Genomic DNA, 13,664 nt, shown 5'->3' with positions numbered 1-13,664 from the left:
CCCGCCATTCGCGATCACACGTTCGCCTTCAGAACTGCCAAAACTCCTCCCCTGCCCTTCTCCACAAATCTGCCGGAGCGGCTTTGAAGATTCCCGTCAGGGCGGAATTTTGGGATGCTTTGCTCCGCGCCGAAGCATAATCTGCATCTGTCTCCCTCTAAGCTGGCTCTCTTATGAAGAAGATTGGTTTTCTCTCGTTCGGGCATTGGACGCCCTCGCCGCAATCGCAGACGCGGACAGCAGCCGACGCGCTTTTGCAGTCCATCGACCTGGCCGTCGCCGCCGAGGAACTGGGTGCGGACGGCGCGTATTTCCGCGTGCATCACTTCGCCCGCCAACTCGCCTCGCCGTTCCCGCTGCTGGCGGCGGTTGGCGCAAAGACCAGCCGTATCGAGATCGGCACGGCGGTCATCGACATGCGCTATGAGAACCCGCTCTACATGGCCGAGGACGCTGGCGCAGCCGATCTGATCGCCGGAGGGCGTCTGCAGCTGGGCATCAGCCGCGGCTCGCCGGAGCAGGTGATCGACGGATGGCGCTACTTCGGCTATGCTCCGCAAGAGGGTGAGAGCGATGCCGACATGGCCCGGAGACACACCGGAGTGCTGCTCGAACTGTTGCTGGGCAAAGGCTTTGCCCAGCCCAATCCGCGGCCGATGTTTCCCAATCCGCCCGGCCTGCTGCGCGTCGAACCACACTCGGAGGGCCTGCGCGAGCGCATCTGGTGGGGCGCCGCCACAAACGCCACCGCAGAATGGGCGGCGAAACTGGGGATGAACCTGCAGAGTTCCACGCTCAAATTCGACGAAGGCGGAAAGCCATTTCACATCCAGCAGGCCGAACAGATCCGGGCTTTTCGCGAGGCCTGGAAGGCGGCCGGTCACACGCGCGAGCCGCGTGTGTCGGTCAGCCGGAGCATTTTTGCCCTAGTCGACGATCGCGACCGCGCCTATTTCGGCGGCAATGAGAGCGGAGATCAGTTCGGTTACATCGAGGCAGACAGGCGCGCCGTGTTCGGCCGCTCCTACGCCGCCGAGCCGGACGTGCTCATCGAACAGCTAAAGGGCGACGAAGCCATTGTGGAGGCCGATACGCTGCTGCTTACCGTTCCTAACCAGCTCGGCGTCGACTACAACGTCCATGTCATCGAGGCGATCCTGACCCATGTCGCTCCGGGCTTGGGTTGGCGCTAACGCGATGTGTTGAGTAGAAACCTGCCCCTCTGCCCGGCTCAGGAGCCGAACAGGCGGCTATCCCAGTATACGGGTTGATGCAGGCTGGCTGTGATCAGGGAAAACTCCCGATGGGCCGGATTGAGCAAAACGTTGTTGTCGAGGCGAGCGACGACGCTTGGCACGATCAGGATCGCGCTGCGGCGCTCGACACACCATGTCTCACCGAATTCCTTGCTAACCGTTGCCGGCATCATGTCCCATCCGGGCAACGACGGCTGAGAAAAGATTTCGTAGCTCAGCCCGCGCGGAAGCATGATCTGGATGTAATGCTGGTTGGGCGGCAGTCTGCCGCTGCCGTGCACCAGCTTTTCCAGCAAGGCCGTCGAATAATGCTCGCTGGTGTAGATCAACGGGCTGCCGGGCGGTGTTCCAGCGGCCAGGCGCTATCGTCGAGCCCGTCGCATCGAAGATCGGATATGTGCCGGCTGGATCACCGATCCTGAAGCACTGCAGAGTGCGATCGAGTATCTGCGCCGTCAAGCAGCGGTGCCGTACTTCAGGCCTGAAAGGATATCGAGCACCAGTTCGGCACCGATCTCGCTTTGAATGACCACGTCGATCGGGCGCCGGTCTTCCAGCATGGGATGAGGCCGAAACAGAAAGTCACGAGCCTCACCTTCGATCTGCCAAACGTCGAGCGCCAGGTTCCATACGCGCGCCACCCGCGCCACCCGCATGCCCTCTTCCGACGAGAGTCGAAGAGCACCTCTCTTGCGGCGCTCATAAGTTGCCTTTGGGACGAGGCGATATTTGAATTGGGTATCGGCCGGTGCCAGCAATTGTGAGACGCGTTCAAGCGCACCCAACGGCAATCCGTGTTCGATTCGAGCCATCAGTCCGAATGGCGACCGTGCAGCCGTCTCCTTGGGCGGCAGCCCCAGCACGTCGGCTATATTTCCAAATGCCAACATCACTGCTCTCCATTCATGTGAAGCATGATATAGCCTCATGTGAGGCCAAATGCAAGTATTTTCCTGCGGTCTCACGGCTGCTTCCCGTCCGCCCGTTTGAGCATCGCACATGCGCGACTGATCCGTTGCAGCGCTGTGGCGTTGGCCAGCACCGCGTACAGCGCCAACCCTCCCGCCAGAATCCACGGCGAAGCGGCCCCCATGGCGGTTGCGACCCCGTCGGCGGCGAGCAGAATGAACACCAGACGTTCCATCCGCTCGAAGAAATCCGGCCACCCGTAGTTTTCGACAGGGATTTCCAGCGCCGTCCGCGCCTTGGCATAGCTCGTGAGAATGCCGCCGGCGAACGCGAACATTGCGATCGCCCACAGATCGGCGACCCAGCCTATTGCCGCAAAGACCGCCAGTTCCTGGTACCGGTCGACCATTGCGTCGAAATAGCCACCGGCCTTGGTGATCATATCCCTCCGGCGGGCGACCGCGCCGTCCAGGGCGTCGAAGGTGAAGGCAAACGCCAGGCACAGGCCGAAGGCCACGCTTGACTGGGGGTACAGGTAGGCACCCGAGGACAGCGCGACGAGCACGAACCCGCCGGCCGTAACCTGGTTCGGTGTCATGCCGATCGCGATCAGCGGAGAGGCGGCCTGCTCCCACAGCGGGTCGATGCGACTTTTCATGAGACCGGCGATCATGGATGACTCGGCTCCTCTGATGATGTCGTTTCACGGAGCTTTACCAGCAATTTGCGGGTTTGTTCCACCGTCGCTACCGTTCGACTTGGTCAACGCGGGCGCAGAACCGGGCTCGGCAACGTTCTCAACTCGCCGCAACAGCGATTTCTTTTGGCGAATGCGGCCAACGGATTAAGGTGCTTGCCAAGCTGACGGCGAAACAGAACGTCCGGGCACAGCGACAACTGCCCGATGGCATTTCACCGTTTGGGCAATGCCCTTGTGACGGTTGTGCAAATCGACCGCGGTCTGGCGGCAGCAGCCGAACGATGTGACTATGATGCTTGCCATCCGTGGGAAGCCGGCCGAAACTCGATGCATAAATTTCCACCCAAGCTCGCCTACCTGCTCGCAACCTCTGTCGGCGCAGGATTGTCTCCAATATGGCCGGGCACGGCCGGCGCAATGGTTGGAGTGGCTGTTGCAGCGGCTCTGATACCTGCATCGCCTTGGCTGACCGTGCTTACCTATGCGGCCCTATTCGCCGTCGGCGTATGGGCGTCGTCGCACGTTGTCACCCGTACCGGGACGGAGGACCCGCAGATCGTCGTCATTGATGAAACCTTCGGCGCCGCCGTGACACTTTCCATGCTGCCGCTCGACCCGCTGTGGTGGGCAGCAGGCTTCCTTGCTTTCCGGTTTTTCGACGTCGTCAAGCCTTGGCCCATCCGTATCGCGCATGACAAGGGCGGGGCCGGCATCATGCTGGACGACGCGGCTGCGGCTGTGGCCGCCGGGGTGCTGCTGCTCCTGCTGAACGGCTTGATTGACCATTTGCCTTAACGGCGACATTCGGTCTCGACTGCCAACGGCCAGGACGATGGTCCATGGGAGTTTAGCAGCACAAGGGGAGGACCGGACCAATGCGAAGCTATAGAATCGCAGCCATTCCAGGCGATGGGATCGGCAAGGAAGTCGTAGCAGCCGGCCTTCGTGCGCTGGCCGCCTGCGCCACGCGCGACGGTGGTTTCAATCTCGAAGTGCAGCACTTCGACTGGGGCTCGGACTACTACAAGGTCAACGGCGTGATGATGCCCAAGGAAGGCACTGAGCGGCTGAAGGCCTTCGACGCGATCTATTTCGGCGCCGTTGGCGCGCCCGACGTGCCTGACCATCTGACGTTGTGGGGGCTGCGGCTCGCGATCTGCCAGCCCTTCGACCAATATGCCAACGTCCGCCCGACCCGCATCTTGCCCGGTATCGAGAGCCCGCTTCGTGGTGTCGCGGCAGGCGATCTCGACTGGGTCATCGTCCGGGAGAATTCGGAAGGCGAATACGCCGGTCAGGGCGGGCGCTCGCATCTCGGCCTGCCCGAGGAAGTCGCCACCGAGGTCTCGATCTTCACCCGCACCGGCGTAACACGCATCATGCGCTTCGCCTTCGAGATGGCGCGGTCACGGCCGCGCAAGCTGTTGACCGTGGTCACCAAGTCGAACGCCCAGCGTCACGGCATGGTGCTGTGGGACGACATCGCCCGTGAGGTCGCGGCCGATTTCCCGGATGTCGCATGGGACAAAATGCTGGTCGACGCAATGACGGTGCGCATGAGCCTCAATCCGCGCTCGCTCGACACCATCGTTGCCACCAATCTCCACGCCGATATCCTGTCGGATCTTGCGGCGGCGCTTGCCGGATCGATCGGCATCGCGCCGACTGCGAACCTCAACCCCGAGCGGCGGTTTCCGTCGATGTTCGAGCCGATCCACGGCTCGGCCTTCGACATCACCGGCAAGGGCATTGCCAATCCGATCGGCACGTTCTGGTCGGCGGTGATGATGCTGGAGCATCTTGGCGAGCCGACTGCCGCGGCGCGCCTGATGCGCGCCATTGAGCGCGTGACCGCGGACGCCTCACTGCACACGCCCGACCTCGGCGGAACCGCCACCACCGACAAGGTCACCGAAGCGGTTTGCGCGGCACTACTCGGCGACAACGAGTAGGAAAAGGAGCAAGCGCCCGGACATCGCTGTCATTCCCAGTGATGGCATCAGCAAGCAAGTCATGCCCGAAGGCGGCAGGCATCTGCACTCGCCGCCGCTCACCGATGGTGTTCGTGTGCCTGTGTGTGGAAACCGAACCCATCAAGTGTTTCGATCAGACCTGTACAGGATCAGGCACACCGTGCGTTGACCGCCACGCGACAAAGCCGTCCGGCCTGACCAAGGCGGCACCGCCGCTACGTATACTCGGAAGCGTATAAAGACTAAAATACGCTAGAGCCTATAATCTTCGATCCGCATGGACCTTCACGGCCATGCTTTCCAGCTTGTCCGGCCGCCGCCGGCCAATGTGACCGAAGCGAATAGTCGGCACGCTCATAAAGCTCCAAGGCAAAGCGAGGTCGGTCCTAGCAGACTGCGCCAACGGATCGGTTTTTCAAACGGATCGTGCGGCACTCACCCAATCGAGTCGTGCGGCAGGGACAAGGCCGTAATTGTAAAAATTGATGCCGTCGACATCCAGCGCCATCGCAGGTTTTACCTTGGCGGTGAGGATGTCGGGGCCTGCCATTTCCGGATAGAACAGCCGGTAGCCGGCGCCGAGGAATTTTTCCGCGCCAAGGGCTGCGCGTCCGGCCGCCATCAGTCTGGCGACATCGCCGGGCTGCATGTCGTAGGCACACAGGATTGCCCCGTCACAGACCTTGCCGAGCGCCGCGAGATCGCAGCCGCCAAGCCAACCGTCTTTCAAATCGATGATGACAACGCGGGTCGCCGGATCGGCCACCTCGCGCAGTTCGGCGACCAGGCTGGTCACCGGTTCGAACCGCCACAGCAGGTAGCCATGGAGTTCCGGCCATGGCAAAAAAGTGTCGAGGCCGCTCCTCGGAAAATCTGGAAAGCGCCGTTCGGGCACGGCGCGCTCGCAGGTCTCGACGATCCATTGCCCGACGAGCTTGCGCGCTACTTGGCCGTCGACGCCGGCCCCGGCCGCGCGCGCAAGGCAGGACGGACAAAAACATATCGACAACAGAAAATCGTCTTCCGGCGTCAGCCCGACACCATCTTTCTCATGATGGTATTCGTGGGCGAAGCCCATGAAGGACGGGCTTTCGAGCTCGATCCTGTCCGGCTTGTAAGTGTGCGTAACGTCGGCGACCAGCGCGCGGACATAGGCGCGCGCATCCGGATGCGACGGACAGAGGTTGTAATAATTGGGATCGCCGAAGGCATTGCGGGTGACGGCCTGCGGATAAAGCATGCCGAGGCGGGTATTGTGCAGGCAGACCGTCCAGCACGAAACACCCAGCCCATTGGTGTCTCGTCTGCGGACAAGCTCGCCAAGCACGTCGCCGCCTTCGGAGATCACGTCCGCCACCTTGGGCTGGATGGCAAGGTCGGCCCAGTGTGCCGCGTCTGGCTTGAAATAGATGGTTCCGTCTTCCGGAAAATAGGCTTTCCGGCGCGGGCTGCGCGGCTGCAGGAACCGGCCAGCGTGATACGAAGTCGCCAGACTGATCATGTTGAGCCCGGCACGCTCGACAAGATCGCGCTCGACCGTCTCCAAGCCCAGATCCTGGACATCCCAAGGATAGGTCCACATGGAGAGTTGCATTGGTTATCCTCAGTCTTGATCCCGACATGGGCGTGTGGTCGGGAGGGCTTCTTATCAGTCGACCGGCTCGGCGACCTGCATGAGGCAGTCTCCCGCCTCGCACATCGTGTGCAGCCGGCGCGAAAGCACAATGCCGCTTTCGGCGAAGTGCAGGGCTTCCTCGGCGAGGTCGAGCCGTTCGAGGTCGTGGTACCAGCCCGCCAGTTGTTCGGCGTTCACGCTGTCGCCAAGCTTGACGGCGGGTTCAAACCAGCCGCGGCGGGTGGCATAGAGACCTTGGCTATGCCGCGAAAGCGAAAGCAGTCGCGTCGGCGCCGACGGCTTTGACTCCGCGCCAAGAACTGGCCCTTCAACCACGCCGAGCGCAATCAGCAGATTGTCGATCGCGCGGGCGGTAGTCTCCATCGTATCGACCGTGACAGTGCCACCGCCGCCGAATTCTCCGCTGACGCCGATGGCGCCGGCCCGGCGCGCCGCACCCATGGAGGTCGGTGAGGCCTGGCCGTTGTCGGCCACGAAGCCATATGGCATGCCGAGCGACAGCATCAGCTCCACCCCGCGCCTGTGACGTTCGGGATCGGCGTTGCGCTCGACAAGCGCGGTCGGCAGATGTTCCATCGAGGTGCCGCCCGAATGGATGTCAAAGACCACGTCGTGGCTGGGGAACAGCTCCGTCTCGAGGAAATTGGCAAGCCGGCTGGTCGGCGTGCCCGACGGGTCGCCGGGAAAGGCGCGGTTGAGATTGCCGCCGTCGAGCGGCGAGCAGCGCTTTGCGGCCATCACCGCCGGCACGTTCGCCATCGGCAGGATGGTGACGCGGCCCTTAATCCGCTTCGGATCGAGCCGGCGGATCAGCTTTGCCAGCGACAGCTCGCCCTCATATTCGTCGCCGTGATTGCCGGCCATTAGAAGCACCGACGGGCCTTTGCCGTTGCGGACAAGGCAGATCGGGACCTTGACCTGGAAATAGGGCGAACGGTCGATCGAAAACGGAATGCTGAGATGGCCGAGTGTCTTGCCGTGCCGGTCGAAGTCGAGCGTATGGCTGAGGCCGGTGTGCATGGCGGCGGCTCAGACAGCTGCGATCGCAGTGACCTCTATGCGGAGGTCGGGATCGGCCAGACGCGCCTCGACACAGGCGCGCGCCGGCAGGCGCGCAGGATCCACCCAGGCATCGTAGATGCTGTTCATGGCATCGAAATCGGCGATCTGCGGCAGGAAGATGTTGATCGCCACTAGCCTCGACTTGCTGCTGCCGGCCTCGACAAGGAGCGCCTCGACCTTGGAGAGCACGTCGCTCGTCTGACCCTCGATGCCGGCCTTGCGGTCGTCTGCCACCTGGCCTGCGATGTGCACGAGGCCGCCATAGACGACCGCCTGAGACATGCGGGAGCCGGACTGGAAGTACTTGATCATATCAGATCCTTTCGAGGTTCTCTTTGTTGGAATTGGCCGCGATATCTGGTCAGCCGAAATAGGTAGGAAAGGCGTGGCGGACATACCCGGCCGCGTCGGCGCCGAAGATCACGCGATAGCGATCGAGGCAGGTGCAGGGGTGCGAGATGCCGAATTCAACGACGTCACCAACGGCAATATCGTCGCCCGACGCAATTGTCAGGAAGGCGTGCTGGTCGTTGAGCTTGAAGATCTCGGCACGCGCTTTCGGCAGCTGCTTGCCGGAACGAAAGATGGTCACGACCGTCGGAAAGCCCTGGTCGAACGACACGTCGCGCATGCCCATACCGCAGATAGCAAGGCCGGGCTCCGGCCGCGACAGTACCTCGGCCCACAGGCGCAAAGCCGGATGGAACGAATTTCGTGCGGAAGCACTGACGCCGCCGATCGCAAAACCGTCGCGGGCATCGAGTGCGCCGAGCGACCTGTCGTAGACGCCATGGTCGTGAAAGAAGATGGCGCCGCTGCGCAGCACCAATGTGGCATTGCCGTCCCTGGAAACGAGGGGCGAAAGCGCTGCGACCACCTTGTCGAAGTACACCGAGCCGCCGGCGGTGACGATCAGCGGGGTGTCGCCGCCGACGCGGGCGCGGAGCCGCAGGAACATATCGGCTGTCATTGCCAACAGGGCGGATATCGCCTCATCGGTGCGGCCAGGATCGGCTTGCGCCGCGGCACCTTCGTAGGTTGCGACGCCGGCGATCAGCAGCCGCCCGCCGGCTGCTACAACCGCGTCGGCGATCGCCTCGGCTTCGCCGGTGGTCCGGGCGCCTGCCCTCCCCGCACCAAGTTCGACGAGCACGCGCAATGGCGGCAGCGTCGCATTGGCGCGCCAAGCTTCAGCAAGCGCATTCACGGCGTCGAAAGAGTCGGCAAAAACGTAGAACTCGGCGCTTGGCCAGGCGCCGACAAGGACAGCAAGTCGGTTCGCACCACCTGGTCCGCCGACCTCATTGGCGATGATCAGCCGAGAGAGCCCGGCTCTGAGCATCACTGTGGCCTGCCTTATGTCGGCGACGGTCGTGCCCCATGCTCCGGCCTCGATCAGGGACCGGGCAAGGTCAGGCGCCATCGGGGTCTTGGCATGCGGGGCGATCACGGCGCCCTGTTCTCGCGCATACCCCAGGAACAGATCACGATTGGCGATGAAGGCCTCCTCGTCGAGGGTCAACACCGGCAACGACATACGTCCATGCGCTGGATGCCAGCGCTCAGATGCGACAAGGCTGCTGTCCAGCCCGAGGGTGCCAGGCGGCACGCCGCGGATACGATCGTCGAGCAGGAAATTTTCACGGGTCGCGAGCGACAGTACGGGTGAGTTTTCGGTCATCCGATGCTAGTCCTTTCGCTTTCGCAGGATGAAGTCCGGATCGATTTTCGATGCCGGCCACACCATGAGAGAGATGCGTGCCAAAGCGTTACTCCGGACCGATCATCGATGCCCACCATCACCTTTGGGATCTCGGCCTCGGCCGCCATCCCTGGCTCACGCCCACGGCTGGCGAACGCGGCGGTCTGGGCGAGCTTGGCCCCTTGCGGCGAAACTACCTTCCTGAAGATTATTTGCGCGACGCCGGCCAGCACAATGTCGTCGCCACCGTCCATGTTGAAGCCGGTTGGGCCGGGGATGACTGCGCCGGTGAAACGCGGTGGCTTGAAACCCTCGACAAGTCGCGCGGCGTGGCCGCCCGTTATGTCGTTCACGTACCACTGGCGAACCGCCAAGCGCCGACGCTGGTCGAGGCGCAGGCGGCATTCGACCGTGTCGTCGGCATACGCGACATACTGAGCTGGGATCCGGATCCCGCCCGTCGTTTTGCCCCCCGTGACGGCATCATGGACGATCCGGCCTGGCGTGCCGGCCTGTCCCTGCTTAGGCGCCACCGGCTGGTTTTCGACCTGATGGTGTTTCCGCGCCAGCTCACCGGCGCGGCGCACCTCGCAGCGGCCTTTCCGGACCAGCTCTTTGTTCTCAACCATTGCGGCAGCCCGATCGATCGCGATGCGGACGGGATGCGGGTGTGGCGCGAAGGGCTGCGGCTTTTGTCGGAGCGCGAGAACGTCGCCATCAAGATATCGGATCTGGTCGCCTACGATCATGATTGGACGCTCGACAGCCTAAGGTCGGTTGTCATGCATTGCATCGACTGTTTCGGTACCCGGCGCGCGATGTTCGGCAGCGACTTTCCGGTCGCCGGCCTGCATGCATCGTTCGATGCGGTGTATGACAGCTTCAAGGCCATTGCAGGAGAGCTTTCCGCGGACGAGCAGACGGCACTGTTCTACGGCAATGCACGGCGCATTTATCGGCTGGACGATATGTCATCGGCGGGCCTGCTCTCTGCCTGAGAGAAGCAGCAGCCCTAGGATCAGCGACCCGAACAGGATACTGCGCCAGCCGGGCGATGCGTTGACGACGGTGATCAGCGCCGTGATCGTAACCAGCAGGATGGCGCCGGGGATGGTGCCGGCATAGGTGCCGAGCCCGCCGAGGATCGAGGTGCCGCCAAGCACCACGGCGGCAATCGAGGCGAGCAGATAAGGATCGCCGATACCGACATAGCCTTGTCCGTTCATGCCGAGGACCAACACACCGGCAAGTCCCGAACAGAAGCCGCTGATGCCGTAGACCGCGAGCGTGGTCGAGGCGACGGGAACCCCGGACAGCGCCGCGGCGAGCGGATTGGCGCCCATCGCGAATATCCGGGCGCCAAGGGATGTCGCATGCATCGTGGTCAGAACGATAACTGAAATGACCACCCACAAAAGCACGCCTGCCGGAATACCGACCGGCCGCGCATTGCCGAGCCAGCGGACCAGCGGGTTCTCGGCGGTCACGGCACTGCCGCCGGCGATGATGATCAGCAGACCTTGCAGGAATGTCGCCATCGCCAGTGTCATGATCATCGGATGAACGCGCAACAGCGCCACGCCCAGCCCGTTCACCAGGCCGATTGCGGTCGTCAGCGTGAGAACTGCAAGAACGGCGGTGAGCCCTGTCGGATCCGCCTGCCACGAAAGCAGCGGCAGGCTGACAGCGCTAACAGTGACGATCGCCGCGACGGAAAGGTCGATGCCGCCGGCAATCACCACGAAAGTTTGGCCCGCCGCAACCAGGCCGACCACCGCGCCCAATTCAACCAAATAGCGCAAATGCCCATAAGCGCCGAAGCCAGGTGAAGCGAAGCTCGCCGCGATCCACACCGCCGCAACTATAGCGATCGTAAGGAAGGGCCGGCTGCGCAGAATCGTCAGCGCGCGCCTGCCGCTCACGCTCTCTTTCCGTGCTGTCATTGCTGCACCTTGCGGAATTGCGGGATGGCGACCGCGCCGATGATGATGAGGCCCTGGGCGACATATTGGGCGACCGGCGTGAAGCCGAGGAAGAACATGACACTGATCATCAGGCTGAGCAGCAGGCTGCCCGCAAGAGCGCCGCGCATGGTACCCTGGCCGCCAAGGAAACCGATGCCGCCGAGCACTGCGGCGGCAATGGAATTCAGCGTGAACGCCGTGCCGATGACTGGATCGCCCGAACCCGTTTGCGCGGCGACGAACAGGCCGGCGCCTGTGCAAAGCAGGCCGCTAATCGCGTAGGCGGCGATTCGGGCACCGTCGACCGGCACGCTGGAGCGGTAGGCGCCGACGGGATTTTCGCCTGCAGCATAGATGCTCAAACCAAGCGGCGTGGCGAGATAGAGTTTCCACAGAAGCACGATGAGTACCAGCAGCACGAATGCCGCCGGCGTGTTGCCGGCAAGCAGGTCCGACAGCCACTCGGGTATGGCGCCGCCCGGCCTCGGCAGGATGAGCAGCGCAGCGCCGCCGATAATAAAGGAGCCAGCGAGCGTCACCACAATCGCTGGCAACCGAAGTTTCACGACGATGAACCCGATCGCGGCACCGATGCCGAGACCGGTCAGCGCCACCGCTGCGGCACCGCCGGCTACGCCCAGCGGTCCGGTCATCGTCGTCGCAGCGATCACCGCGCCCAGGCTGACCATTGCACCGATGGCCAGGCTTATACCGCCGGTGAGCATGAGGATCGCCTGGGCCATGGCGACCAGCGCCAGCGGAAACCAGCTCTGGGTGAATTTGGCGAAACCGGACGCTGTCAAGAGGCCGGGAAACAGGAAACCGTAGGCAATGACGAACGCCAGGACCACAGCGAACAGGCTGCGCACGCCGACATTGCGGCGCAGCTGAACCGGCCAGTAGAGTGCGCCGGCTTGGCTTGAGGATGCAACCGTGCTCATGCCGCAACTTTCTGCTGTTCGGCGCCCATTGCGGCGGAAACTATGGCTTCCTCGCTCAGTGCGTCGCGCTCGAGCATGGCCACGATGCGGCCTTCGCGGACCACGGCGACACGGTCGCAAAGGTGCACCAGTTCGGGTGTGTCGGAACTGAGCAGCACGATCGCCTTGCCGGCGGCGGCGAGTTTGCGAAGCATCATGTAGATCTCACGCTTGGTCTCGACATCGACACCGCGCGTCGGGTCGTTGAGGAGAAGCACAAGCGGATCGTGTGGCATCCATTTCGCCAGCGCGACCTTCTGCTGGTTGCCACCTGAGAGTGCCTGCGCCGGGCGGTCGAGGTCGCCCTTGATGGCAAGCTGGGCGGCGAGGCCCCTTGCCATATCGCGCTCGGCACGCCGGCTGCGCAGCTTCAGCGCCGGCAGCCTTGCGAAGGCGGGCAGCATCATATTGGTGATGATGGGATGGATCAGGTGCAGGCCTTCGCGCTTGCGGTCAGCCGGGACATAAGCGAGGCCGAGCGCATTGGCTTTCGGCACGCCGCCGGGCAAACCCGGAACACCGTTTACCGTCGCGGATACCGTCTTGGCGGGGATCGCGCCGTAGAGGCCAAGCAGCAGATCTTCCTGCCCCTGCCCGACCAGGCCGCCAATGCCAAGCACCTCGCCCGTCCTGATGTCGAGATCGACGTCGCGCATCAGGCCGGCCGAAAAATTACGAACCGAGATGGCGTCGGCCGGCGATGGCGAAGGCCGCCATCGTGGAAAGAGATCGCCGGGGTCGCGGCCGACCATCAGCCGTACCAGCCCGGCGGCATCGGTTCCTTCCAGCGAGCAGTCCGCCGTGCAGGTCCCGTCCTTGAGCACGGTGACATGCTGGCACAGCGTCATCACCTCGTTCAGTCGGTGTGAGATATAGAGAATAGCGATGCCCTCGCCCCGAAGCCTCCCCAGCAGGTCGGTGAGGATTTTTGTCTCAGTTGCCGATAGCGATGAGGTGGGTTCGTCGAGAATGAGCACGCGCGGCCGGCGGTAAAGCGCCTTGGCGATCTCCACCATCTGCCGGCGGCCGAGCGACAGGTGCCCCACCGGCGTAGATAGCGGTTCGTAAAGCCCGACAAGATCGCATGCGGCCCTGGCCCGGACGGCAAGCTCGTTGTAGTCGATCAAGCCGAACCGCTTGGGATAGGCGCCGAGCCCGATGTTTTCGGCAATGGACAGGCTGGCTGTCAGGCTGAGTTCCTGCTGGACAACGGCGATCCCGGACTGTCGCGCATTAGCGGGGGTCATGCGCGAGACCGGGCGCCCATCGACCTCGATCGCCCCGCCGTCCGGGCGCAAGGCGCCGGACAAAAGGTTGATCAGTGTCGACTTACCTGCGCCGTTCTCGCCCAGCAGCGCATGCACGCGGCCCGGCTGGAGAGCGATGGAAACGTTGCGCAGAACGGGGTTGCCGAAGAAGGACTTCGACACCCCCCGCGCGGCGAGAAGCGGAGCCGTGGTTGTCAATGCTACAACCCTTCAG

Annotated in this window: 14 protein-coding genes and 1 pseudogene; 4 read left to right on the top strand and 11 right to left on the bottom strand. The window is 63.2% G+C overall.

Annotated features, from left to right (window positions below; translation table 11 throughout):
* The first annotated feature begins 173 nt into the window (after positions 1–173).
* Positions 174–1,193, top strand: coding sequence for an LLM class flavin-dependent oxidoreductase (locus NKJ08_RS15065; RefSeq protein ID WP_352782197.1), 1,020 nt, complete (start codon positions 174–176; stop codon positions 1,191–1,193).
* Between the two features lie 38 nt (positions 1,194–1,231).
* Here the strand turns inward: NKJ08_RS15065 and NKJ08_RS15060 are convergent.
* The 3 genes and pseudogenes from NKJ08_RS15060 to NKJ08_RS15050 all read right to left on the bottom strand — a co-directional run bounded on the left by NKJ08_RS15060 (position 1,232) and on the right by NKJ08_RS15050 (position 2,838).
* Positions 1,232–1,715: pseudogene (locus tag NKJ08_RS15060) on the bottom strand (RES family NAD+ phosphorylase).
* Positions 1,712–2,146 (bottom strand): antitoxin Xre-like helix-turn-helix domain-containing protein, encoded by a 435-nt coding sequence (locus NKJ08_RS15055; RefSeq protein ID WP_352776904.1) that lies wholly within the window; start codon positions 2,144–2,146, stop codon positions 1,712–1,714. The pseudogene NKJ08_RS15060 and the gene NKJ08_RS15055 overlap by 4 nt, the downstream one beginning before the upstream one ends.
* Before the next feature lie 71 nt (positions 2,147–2,217).
* Positions 2,218–2,838, bottom strand: coding sequence for a CDP-alcohol phosphatidyltransferase family protein (locus NKJ08_RS15050; protein ID WP_352782195.1), 621 nt, complete (start codon positions 2,836–2,838; stop codon positions 2,218–2,220).
* Between the two features lie 231 nt (positions 2,839–3,069).
* On the opposite strand from NKJ08_RS15050, the gene NKJ08_RS15045 reads away from it, so the two are divergent.
* Complete coding sequence (locus NKJ08_RS15045; RefSeq protein WP_352782193.1) at positions 3,070–3,660, top strand: phosphatidylglycerophosphatase A family protein; 591 nt, start codon at positions 3,070–3,072, stop codon at positions 3,658–3,660.
* Between the two features lie 80 nt (positions 3,661–3,740).
* Complete coding sequence (locus NKJ08_RS15040) at positions 3,741–4,817, top strand: tartrate dehydrogenase (RefSeq protein ID WP_352776854.1); 1,077 nt, start codon at positions 3,741–3,743, stop codon at positions 4,815–4,817.
* Positions 4,818–4,971: 154 nt separating this feature from the next.
* Here NKJ08_RS15040 and NKJ08_RS15035 read toward each other — a convergent pair whose 3' ends face one another.
* From NKJ08_RS15035 to NKJ08_RS15015, 5 genes are all read right to left on the bottom strand, one after another.
* Entirely contained in the window at positions 4,972–5,061 is a 90-nt protein-coding gene (locus NKJ08_RS15035) for an aromatic-ring hydroxylase C-terminal domain-containing protein (RefSeq protein WP_352776905.1), read from the bottom strand.
* A 192-nt stretch (positions 5,062–5,253) separates the two neighbouring features.
* A complete protein-coding gene (locus NKJ08_RS15030) occupies positions 5,254–6,432 on the bottom strand; it encodes a hypothetical protein (RefSeq protein WP_352782191.1) in 1,179 nt (392 codons plus the stop codon).
* Positions 6,433–6,486: 54 nt separating this feature from the next.
* Entirely contained in the window at positions 6,487–7,494 is a 1,008-nt protein-coding gene (locus NKJ08_RS15025; RefSeq protein ID WP_352776856.1) for a succinylglutamate desuccinylase/aspartoacylase family protein, read from the bottom strand.
* A 9-nt stretch (positions 7,495–7,503) separates the two neighbouring features.
* The gene (locus NKJ08_RS15020; RefSeq protein ID WP_352454257.1) at positions 7,504–7,848 is read right to left on the bottom strand and encodes a RidA family protein; all 345 of its coding nucleotides are present in this window, start codon (positions 7,846–7,848) and stop codon (positions 7,504–7,506) included.
* Between the two features lie 49 nt (positions 7,849–7,897).
* Positions 7,898–9,217: an alanine racemase gene (locus NKJ08_RS15015; protein WP_352782189.1), complete on the bottom strand. Its 1,320-nt coding sequence runs from the start codon at positions 9,215–9,217 to the stop codon at positions 7,898–7,900.
* Between the two features lie 77 nt (positions 9,218–9,294).
* Here NKJ08_RS15015 and NKJ08_RS15010 point away from each other — a divergent pair, with 77 nt between their 5' ends.
* A complete protein-coding gene (locus tag NKJ08_RS15010; protein ID WP_352525566.1) occupies positions 9,295–10,236 on the top strand; it encodes an amidohydrolase family protein in 942 nt (313 codons plus the stop codon).
* On the opposite strand, the gene NKJ08_RS15005 is transcribed toward NKJ08_RS15010, so the two are convergent.
* From NKJ08_RS15005 to NKJ08_RS14995, 3 genes are read right to left on the bottom strand one after another with little or no spacing between them, the layout of a single operon-like run.
* A complete protein-coding gene (locus NKJ08_RS15005) occupies positions 10,210–11,181 on the bottom strand; it encodes an ABC transporter permease (protein WP_352776858.1) in 972 nt (323 codons plus the stop codon). The genes NKJ08_RS15010 and NKJ08_RS15005 overlap by 27 nt on opposite strands.
* Positions 11,178–12,143 carry an ABC transporter permease gene (locus tag NKJ08_RS15000; protein WP_352776859.1) on the bottom strand — a complete coding sequence of 322 codons (966 nt, stop codon included), beginning with the start codon at positions 12,141–12,143 and terminating at the stop codon, positions 11,178–11,180. Before NKJ08_RS15000 ends, NKJ08_RS15005 begins: the two co-directional genes overlap by 4 nt.
* Positions 12,140–13,648: a sugar ABC transporter ATP-binding protein gene (locus tag NKJ08_RS14995; RefSeq protein ID WP_352776860.1), complete on the bottom strand. Its 1,509-nt coding sequence runs from the start codon at positions 13,646–13,648 to the stop codon at positions 12,140–12,142. Before NKJ08_RS14995 ends, NKJ08_RS15000 begins: the two co-directional genes overlap by 4 nt.
* Between the last annotated feature and the right edge of the window lie 16 nt (positions 13,649–13,664).

This window comes from Mesorhizobium sp. M0244 (assembly GCF_040321795.1).
GTDB lineage: Bacteria > Pseudomonadota > Alphaproteobacteria > Rhizobiales > Rhizobiaceae > Mesorhizobium.
Note: the sequence above shows the minus strand (reverse complement) of the source record. Positions and strands in the feature narration are given on the sequence as shown.

What these genes read in the sequence shown, in the direction of transcription:
- NKJ08_RS15000 (WP_352776859.1), bottom strand. Translation starts at nt 12,143, where the DNA reads ATGAGCACGGTTGCATCCTCAAGCCAAGCCGGCGCACTCTACTGGCCG.
- NKJ08_RS15025 (WP_352776856.1), bottom strand. Translation starts at nt 7,494, where the DNA reads ATGCACACCGGCCTCAGCCATACGCTCGACTTCGACCGGCACGGCAAG.
- NKJ08_RS15030 (WP_352782191.1), bottom strand. Translation starts at nt 6,432, where the DNA reads ATGCAACTCTCCATGTGGACCTATCCTTGGGATGTCCAGGATCTGGGC.
- NKJ08_RS15050 (WP_352782195.1), bottom strand. Translation starts at nt 2,838, where the DNA reads ATGATCGCCGGTCTCATGAAAAGTCGCATCGACCCGCTGTGGGAGCAG.
- NKJ08_RS15065 (WP_352782197.1), top strand. Translation starts at nt 174, where the DNA reads ATGAAGAAGATTGGTTTTCTCTCGTTCGGGCATTGGACGCCCTCGCCG.
- NKJ08_RS15005 (WP_352776858.1), bottom strand. Translation starts at nt 11,181, where the DNA reads ATGACAGCACGGAAAGAGAGCGTGAGCGGCAGGCGCGCGCTGACGATT.
- NKJ08_RS15045 (WP_352782193.1), top strand. Translation starts at nt 3,070, where the DNA reads ATGGCATTTCACCGTTTGGGCAATGCCCTTGTGACGGTTGTGCAAATC.
- NKJ08_RS15040 (WP_352776854.1), top strand. Translation starts at nt 3,741, where the DNA reads ATGCGAAGCTATAGAATCGCAGCCATTCCAGGCGATGGGATCGGCAAG.
- NKJ08_RS15015 (WP_352782189.1), bottom strand. Translation starts at nt 9,217, where the DNA reads ATGACCGAAAACTCACCCGTACTGTCGCTCGCGACCCGTGAAAATTTC.
- NKJ08_RS15020 (WP_352454257.1), bottom strand. Translation starts at nt 7,848, where the DNA reads ATGATCAAGTACTTCCAGTCCGGCTCCCGCATGTCTCAGGCGGTCGTC.
- NKJ08_RS15055 (WP_352776904.1), bottom strand. Translation starts at nt 2,146, where the DNA reads ATGTTGGCATTTGGAAATATAGCCGACGTGCTGGGGCTGCCGCCCAAG.